The sequence below is a fragment of the Mesorhizobium sp. M1365 genome (assembly GCF_040317865.1).
Taxonomy (GTDB): domain Bacteria; phylum Pseudomonadota; class Alphaproteobacteria; order Rhizobiales; family Rhizobiaceae; genus Mesorhizobium.
Map to the genome: position 1 here is coordinate 1 of NZ_JAMYLG010000083.1, position 7,809 is coordinate 7,809.

The following is a 7,809-nucleotide window of genomic DNA, read 5'->3' on the forward strand; positions in this document are numbered from 1 at the left end:
AGCTCACCGCCTGCGGCCCGCGGGTTCCTGCATCAGAGACTTTCGTACGCCTGACGGCACCCGAAACCCTTCAGCAATGTCGGCCATAGAGGCGAACTTTGCCTCCGCCCGGAAGCAGACACTGCAATTGACCGCGCTGAAGGTCGTGATCGCGTCAGAGCCTGCAAAGGCACAACTCGGCACACGAGGGCGAACATTCCGCCGCGGAAACAACTTGAAGAAACGCTTCGCGACCCATAGCATGCCGCGCCATGGTGAAATCTGAGGTCAGTGAGATCGGTCGGGTTTTTGAGCCAGTGCAAGGTAGGGAGGATAATAATTATGGCTTCCGAAGTACAGGCAAACAACGGTGTTAACGTAGAGGCGCTGCTCGGCGCACGCGAAGCGCTCACCAACGCCCCGGAGGCAGCGCAGTTCAAGTGGCGCGCAGCCTGCGAATGGAAGGATGGCACCCACAGCCACTCGTCGGTCGAGAGCTTCTACGGTCTCGGCGAGGATCAGCATCGCAAGACCACCTTCACATTCGACGCAGACCATCCGGAGGTCTTCGCTTCCCAGGACAAGGGCGCCACGCCCGTCGAATACGTGCTGGTCGGACTGGCGAGTTGCCTGACCGCCGGCATCGCCGCGGTTGCCCAGAACCGGAACATCCAGTTGAAGTCGGTGAAGGCGACCATCGAAGGCGACATGGATCTCGCCGGAATTCTCGGCATCGACAGCGACGTGCGCAACGGCTTCAGCGGCATCACGGTGAAATACAACATCGACGCCGACGCCAAGCGCGAGGACATCGAGGCTATCGTCGCTCAGTCGCAGAAGCGGTCGGCGGTCTATGACATTGTCACCAATCCGACGAACGTCACGGTCGTGGTGAATTGAAAGGCGCTTCGAACCGTAGACTCTCCTGATGAGAGGGTGCGATTAGTTCCGTCACCACAGCGATCGTCGGCGCGGGGCACGCGGGGCTCGCGATGAGCCGCTGCCTCGCGGAGCGCTCTATCGACCATGTGCTGCTGGAGCGCGGCGAGATCGCCCATACCTGGCGCACCGAGCGATGGGATTCACTACGGCTGCTCACCCCGAACTGGCAGAGCCGGCTGCCGGGCTTTCGCTATGACGGCGACGATCCCGACGGCTACCGGACGATGCCTGAGGTGATCGACTTCCTCGGGAACTATGCCAAGGCGATCTCGGCTCCGGTCAGAACCCACACGACCGTTACCTCGGTTCGCAGCGACGGGGCGGGATATCTTGTGCGCACGGACCGCGGCGAGTGGCGGTGTCGGACCGTCGTGCTGGCGTCGGGCGCGTGCAACATCGCGCGCCTGCCCGACGTCGCCAGCCGCGTGCCGCCGTCGGTCGCCATGCTGACGGCACAGTCCTACCGCAATCCGGGTCAGGTCGCCGACGGTGGCGTGATGGTGGTGGGCGCGTCGTCGAGCGGCACCCAGATCGCGCAGGAGCTGCAGCGTTCGGGGCGTCAAGTGACCCTGTCGGTGGGCGAGCACATCCGGGCGCCCCGCGTCTATCGCGGCAAGGACCTGGAATGGTGGATGGACGCCGCCGGCGTGCTCGACGAGCGTTACGACGAGGTGGACGACATCAGGCGGGCGCGACGGGTTCCTTCGCTACAGCTTGCCGGCACGCCCGACCGCATCACCCTCGACCTCAATGCGCTCGACGACCTCGGCGTCCGGCTCATCGGTCGTCTTGCCGGCATCACCGAAGACGGCAAGGCCCAGTTTGCGGGGTCGTTGCGCAACATGTGCGCGCTTTCCGATCTCAAGATGGCCCGGCTGCTCGACCTCATCGACGAATGGGCGCGCGCCAACGGCCTGGACGCTACGGTCGGGCCGCCGGATCGCCCGCCGCCGACCCGTGTCGAGGACAACCCGCCGCTCGGCCTCGATCTTGCCGGGGGCGCTATCAGGACGATCATCTGGGCCACCGGCTACCGGCCGGACTACTCCTGGCTGGAACTGCCGGTCCTCGACCGCAAGGGCCACGTCCGTCACGACGGCGGTGTAGCGGAACATCCGGGCCTGTACCTGATGGGGACGCAGTTTCTGCGCCGCCGCAAGTCTGCTCTGATCGACGGCGCTGGCGACGACGCGCGTGATCTCAGCGATCATCTGGCATCATACCTCGGGCAAAATTCAATCTGATAGCAGAATCAACGTCTGAGACTCCAGAGGGAACAGGTTGGTTGCCGCGACAACCCCGAATTCTGCGCCCCTGCAGTCATATTCCCAAATGCAGCTTTGGCTTCCAGAAGGGGCGGAACAACTCAATCTTTGGACAGCGGTTCATCACCACTTTCAAGCCCGCTTCCTCCGCCAACTGGGCGGCAGCGTCATCGCGCACCCCAATCTGACCCCACAGAACCTTGGCATTAATTGCGATGGCCTCCTGTGCAACTTCCAACAGATCTTCGGAGCGGCGAAAAACCTCAACCATATCCACAGGCCGGTCGATGGCCGCTAGTGACGCGTACACCTTAAGCCCTCGAATCTCATCCAGACCGGGACTGGGGTTGACCGGGATCATGTCGTAGCCGATTTCGTGCAGCACCCTGAGTACCCCATAGGAAAATTTAGTTTTATCGGGGCTGGCCCCAACCATCGCGATGGTTTTGACCGATTTCAGAATGTCTTGCAGATAAGCCTCCGAATAGGGCTCATCATGATTCATATGGGTCATTTCTTTGCTTCCAACGGGGTCGCAATATCGGCTTTCAATTCATGAGCGGCCAGCGGGTCAAGGAAGGGGTTGCGATAGAGCTTGTCGTGACTCTCAACGCCGACCTCCAGCGTGCAGTCGCTCAAAGGGCGGGCGACGCAGAGGATTATATAGCCATTGTTGATCTGGCGGTTGTTCAGCGCCCGCTGCGCTTTTTGATCGACTTTGCCGCTGATTATTTTGGCCGCACAGGTTATGCAGCCGCCATACTTGCACCCATACGGCAGATCCACGCCCTGCTCGCGCAAGCTTTGCAAGAGGGGCTTGCGGTGATCGACGTCAAAGGCCGCACCGCCTTGATTGGCGAGAATGATGGTGAAGCAGGTCATACCCAGATGTCACTCGTGCAATCACCCCCGGGATAACGGGTTTCGTGGCAGCGGCTTGGTCCATTTGGTTCCTTACCAAAATCAACAACGAATAGCGGATCGATTTCCATGCCGCCGTTTTCTGTATCGCAATTGACCATCAGCATGCATCCGCCATTGGTGCGGATTTCCGGATAGAACTGATTATCCCACGTCGAGAAGAGTGAGGTCGTCACGTAAAGGCGCTTGCCGTCGAGGCTGAGCTGTATCATCTGAGGCCCGCCAGTCACTTTCACGCCATTGACCTCAGGCGCACGGCCGAGAAGTCCGCCCATCCACACTTGTCCGGTAAGCTTGGCGTTGTGAGGGTCCGAGATGTCGTACTGACGAATGTCGCCATGCAACCAGTTGCACAGATAGAGGTATCTATCGTCCATGCTGAGCAGAATGACCGAGATCACGCCCGGTATTGGTATCGGCCATTCGGGATGCGGCTCATTGTCGACATCGACAATTTTTTCCCATTGCCAGTCACCCGCCGCGTTCTTCCACCAATGGATGATATTTGCAGAAAGGGCCGCGCCAACAAAGCCGTGACTGCTGTCGGGGTTATGATGGAATCGCACTTCCAGTGGGATCAAGCCATCTTCACCGAGATAGAATGTTTGCTTTGGCTCCTTCTTTTCAAAATCCCAGAAATGGATCTCTCGGCCATATTTCAGATGACCAACCTCTTCCAGGTCAAAGCCAGGCATGAAGGTATTGGGCGCGGCCCATTCCGAGCTGACCATTACGTTGTGTCGCGGCTGGTACCAGAAATCATAACCAAACTTGATCCTGCCCATGGAATTTTCCCAGCGGCCGACAATCTCGAACTCCTTGCTGAGTTGCAAATAGCCGCCGGGGGCATTGCCCTGGGCGTCACCAAGCATGGAAACGATGATGTCCGAGCCGAGGCAATGCACCGTGTGTGGCGCCGACAGGTTAGTCCTGGCTTTGATTTCAGCGCCGTCTATCACCTTGAACAGTGTCGGGCTGCGCGGATCGGTACCGCAATCGACAATATGCAGATTTGACGAGCGCACACCCGGCACGATCAGATATTTCCGCTCCATGCTCGCATCGCCGTGGCACGACGAACAGGCATTCCAGCCCGAGTGATGAAGCTCATCGCCAATACCCGGCATTTGCAAACGCGAAATCACCTGGCTGTAAGTCGAACTCTCCGGGTCGACATCAATCGTGCACAGATAGTCCGGCTTCTGAATGCCCGTGCCGGTGTAGATGGCAATCGTATAGAGCAGCTTTTCGCGAGGTGCCGTCATCGCCTCGGCTGGAGAAGCATAGCCCGGTCCACAGCAATGATTGGTCATGGGTACTTCCCTTTGAACAGATCACTGGCCAGCCCCAAAGGGGCAAGCTGGAATGTTAGTGCATGCTTGGCATTGGCGCTATGGCCGGGGTGGCTTGTGAAGTGCGCACGTGACGTACAACTTGGCTACAGAGCCCCCGTGGGACCACCCAACGCCAGCTTCTTATCCCGAGGGAACGTTGGCGGAGTGATCGGAGAGCAGTGCCTGGACCAAGCCCAAGTGAAAGCGCCCGGCTTCTTTCCACGGTTTCAAGACAGTATTCCAGCGGTCGGGAACGTCTGGGTTAGGTCGATACTGTTGAAAAAGTCCGGCGCACCGCAAATCGCCACCGACCTTAGAATCCAGTTCCACCCTGGCGCATTACATGGAATCAGGATTCAATTTTGGGGTCTCTACGAAACACCATCCTACGAAAGTGCCACGGCGACCGCGACGCGGACTTTTTTGAACAATATCGGTATCGGTGGAAACCGGAAGTTCGACGCGAACCCAAGAGAGAGCTCGCCGGCTGTTCACAGCTGCTCTACGGGCTCGGTCCTCGGACAAGCCGGCCAGAGAACTATCCTTCCAGAAGCGACACGGGATCAAGGGGCGCGTCGCCTGGCCGGACGTGACGCGCAGGAGAGGGCATCTTTGCAGCCGCGACGATCACTCCGGCACGCCGGCAATACCCAACGCTTCGACGTAGTGCTCGGCGAACACCTTGTCCCGCCACGGGTTGATCTGCCTCTGCAGGCCGAGCGTGTAGGTCGGGAACGCCTCCATCAGCCGCCGCTCCGCCGCCTGCGCTTCGTCCGGCCGGTTGAGTTTGACCAGCGCCATGATCACCACCCGGTGCGAGGAGCCGTAATTCGGCATCTCGCGCAGCGCTCGTTCTCCCCAAGCCAGCGCTTCCTCGTAGCGTTCGAGCATCAGGTAGCTCATCCCGATGCCGGAGAGCGCGATGCCCTTCTCGGGGTCGACCGGACTCAGCCGCATCGCCCTGTGGAAGTGCTCGATCGCGACGAGGGCGTGGCCGGAATGGGCGTTCACCCAGCCGCTGCCCGTATGGCCCTGCGCCGAATTGGGGTTGAGGAGCAGGGACCGTTCGATCGTGTCCAGCGCCGTCTCGTAATCCTTGGCGCTGTAGGCGATCACCTGCGCGGCGAAACGCAAGCTTGTCGGGTCGTCTCGCGCGTCCGCCAGCACCTCGCGGGCCATGCGCACGGCGACGCGGATATCGTCGGGCTCGTGCCAGCACTGACTCACCGACAGGCTGCGGATATAGGCACCGAGTGCCTTCGCCAGGGTGAAGTCTGGGTCGATGCTGAGCGCCTCGTTGGTGAGCCGGCGCACGTCGGCGAAGCCTTCGCGCGTCATGCTGTAGAAGCGCGGCAGCGCACGAAGGTAGAGGTCGTAGGCCCCGATGTAGTCGGTCGGCTTCATGCGCGCCTGCTTGATCTCCTGCAGCCGGATGCTCGGTTCGACAGCGCCGACGACGCTCTCGGTCACCTTGTCCTGCAGGTCGAAGATGTCGCTCACGTCGCCCTCGAAGCGGTCGGCCCAGACATGGTGTCCGCTGATCGCGTCCACCAACTGCCCACTGATGCGCACCCGCGATCCTGCTCTGCGGATGCTGCCTTCGAGCACGTAGCGGACGCCCAGCTCGCGCCCGACCTGGCGCAGGTCCACCGCCCGGCCCTTGTAGGTGAAGGACGAGTTGCGGGCGATCACGAAGAAGGAGTTCACCCGGCTCAATCCCGTGATGATGTCCTCCACCAGCCCGTCGGCGAAGTATTCCTGGTCGGGATCGCCGCTCATGTTGGTAAAAGGCAGAACCACGATCGAGGGTTTCGCGGGCAGCGGAGGCGATGCAGCCACCGGGGCGCCGGCGTCGCTCTCGACGCGGTAGGCGCGCACCGGCCGCTCGATGTTCTTGAGGCGCAGATTGCCGAGTGGCGTGAAGCCGCAGTCGAGCTTGCCCTGAAGGTGGTCGTAGGCGGTGCCTGAGACGACCACGGTGCCGGGGTCGGCGATGCTGTCGAGGCGGGCTGCGATGTTGACCCCGTCGCCGTAGAGGTCGCCGTCCTCCTCGCAGACCACGTCGCCGAGATTGACGCCGATGCGGAAGCGAATCCGCTCTTCCTCGAGCATATCCGCCTCGTGTTCTGCCAGGGCCTGCTGGATCGCCATCGCCGAGGCCACCGCGTTGACGACGCTCGCGAACTCACACAGCATGCCGTCGCCGGTGAGCTTGACGATCCGACCCCGGTGCTCAGAGACCAGCGGTTCGAGGAGGTCCTTGCGGTAGATCTTCAGCCGCTCGAGCGTGCCGCGCTCGTCGCGCTCCGTCAGGCGCGAATAGCCGACCACGTCGCACACCATGATCGCTGCGAGGTGGCGCTGCGTGTTCATTGCACCGCTCGGCCAAGCGCCTGCACGCGGGCCGCCCCGCGTCCATGTCCTGCCAACTTCCTGACTCCCCGTGTGCATGGTATCCATCTCTCCCAACCGCCGCCCGTCGCCGATAGAGAACGGAAAACGCAGCTTGACTTGCCTTCACGAGATTTCGCTATCCCGCTTGCGAGGCGTGGAGCGATCCAGTCGCCGCGCTAACAGCCAACCGGCGATACGCCCACGCAGCCTCTGGGGACGCTGACACGCCACTCCCAGAAGGCCGGAGATATTTACTGCCCTTGGTAACCGGTTGACGCCACCGTGGGGGTGCTTTTGTCACCGCGACGTAACAGCGAGATGCCTACGAACGCGCATCGGGCATCACACCAGACGTTCACGCTTAGAGGTGCTGAGGTCGGAAAGTGGCGCGATCGAGGCGATGCGGACTTCGCCTACTCGGCAGCTGCCAGCGTGGGTCAAACGGCTTGGTTGGATAGAAACTTGCCGCATGGCGCGGCCTGTCGGAACAGCGTGATTGCGGCAAGGAGCCGACATCGAGTGGCCCAGCGTTGAGGCTTGCTCAAACTAGTCGCTCGCGGGCCGTTGAATCGAAATCACGAAGCCTAGACCTAAGGGCAGACCTTGCACTTTGTGTCGCGTTCGCCCGATCGTCGTGTGTCGATTGACTGCGTGGCGGCGCGCTGGCCAAAGTGCTGCGTAGGACTATCCAGCGCGCGGCAAAAGAGCACTGGGCATGTTTTGCAAGCCGCTTCGCGAAGTTGCCACGGACGATGATCACCTAGGAGCCTTAGGACATCCGCCCGCAATCACCAAAATCCTCAATCAACGATCGGCACATGAGGTCGCCGCCACAAAGCTGTGGCTAACCGACCTTCGTTCTCGCCGATACCCTCGTCACACCAGTCGGTGGCTCAGGCACGCGTCGCCATCGCCCTGTGGCGCGCCGACTACAATCCTGTTTCATAACACCCATCTGTCTATGTCGTTGAAGT

General features: G+C 61.0%; 7 protein-coding genes. 3 read left to right on the forward strand and 4 right to left on the reverse strand.

Annotated features, from left to right (window positions below; translation table 11 throughout):
* From NKH04_RS32570 to NKH04_RS32580, 3 genes are all read left to right on the forward strand, one after another.
* Window positions 1-265 (forward strand): hypothetical protein (locus tag NKH04_RS32570; RefSeq protein WP_353045568.1); only part of this gene is annotated, 265 nt, incomplete at its 5' end.
* Between the two features lie 56 nt (window positions 266-321).
* Complete coding sequence (locus NKH04_RS32575; RefSeq protein ID WP_023679231.1) at window positions 322-879, forward strand: OsmC family protein; 558 nt, start codon at window positions 322-324, stop codon at window positions 877-879.
* A gap of 62 nt (window positions 880-941) precedes the next feature.
* Window positions 942-2,165, forward strand: coding sequence for an NAD(P)-binding domain-containing protein (locus tag NKH04_RS32580; protein ID WP_352503449.1), 1,224 nt, complete (start codon window positions 942-944; stop codon window positions 2,163-2,165).
* A gap of 76 nt (window positions 2,166-2,241) precedes the next feature.
* Here NKH04_RS32580 and NKH04_RS32585 read toward each other — a convergent pair whose 3' ends face one another.
* The 4 genes from NKH04_RS32585 to NKH04_RS32600 all read right to left on the reverse strand — a co-directional run bounded on the left by NKH04_RS32585 (window position 2,242) and on the right by NKH04_RS32600 (window position 6,814).
* On the reverse strand, window positions 2,242-2,691 hold the full coding sequence (locus tag NKH04_RS32585; RefSeq protein ID WP_031212498.1) for a CoA-binding protein: 450 nt from the start codon (window positions 2,689-2,691) through the stop codon (window positions 2,242-2,244).
* 5 nt (window positions 2,692-2,696) lie between these two features.
* On the reverse strand, window positions 2,697-3,068 hold the full coding sequence (locus tag NKH04_RS32590) for a 2Fe-2S iron-sulfur cluster-binding protein (RefSeq protein WP_352474288.1): 372 nt from the start codon (window positions 3,066-3,068) through the stop codon (window positions 2,697-2,699).
* Window positions 3,065-4,420, reverse strand: a complete 1,356-nt coding sequence (locus tag NKH04_RS32595; protein WP_353045569.1) for a selenium-binding family protein — start codon at window positions 4,418-4,420, stop codon at window positions 3,065-3,067. The genes NKH04_RS32590 and NKH04_RS32595 overlap by 4 nt, the downstream gene beginning before the upstream one ends.
* 648 nt (window positions 4,421-5,068) lie before the next feature.
* Window positions 5,069-6,814 (reverse strand): adenylate/guanylate cyclase domain-containing protein, encoded by a 1,746-nt coding sequence (locus NKH04_RS32600; RefSeq protein ID WP_353045570.1) that lies wholly within the window; start codon window positions 6,812-6,814, stop codon window positions 5,069-5,071.
* Window positions 6,815-7,809: the final 995 nt, after the last annotated feature.

Coding starts and splice junctions, on each gene's coding strand:
- NKH04_RS32575 (WP_023679231.1), top strand. CDS start 322: ATGGCTTCCGAAGTACAGGCAAACAACGGTGTTAACGTAGAGGCGCTG.
- NKH04_RS32585 (WP_031212498.1), bottom strand. CDS start 2,691: ATGAATCATGATGAGCCCTATTCGGAGGCTTATCTGCAAGACATTCTG.
- NKH04_RS32590 (WP_352474288.1), bottom strand. CDS start 3,068: ATGACCTGCTTCACCATCATTCTCGCCAATCAAGGCGGTGCGGCCTTT.
- NKH04_RS32595 (WP_353045569.1), bottom strand. CDS start 4,420: ATGACCAATCATTGCTGTGGACCGGGCTATGCTTCTCCAGCCGAGGCG.
- NKH04_RS32600 (WP_353045570.1), bottom strand. CDS start 6,814: ATGAACACGCAGCGCCACCTCGCAGCGATCATGGTGTGCGACGTGGTC.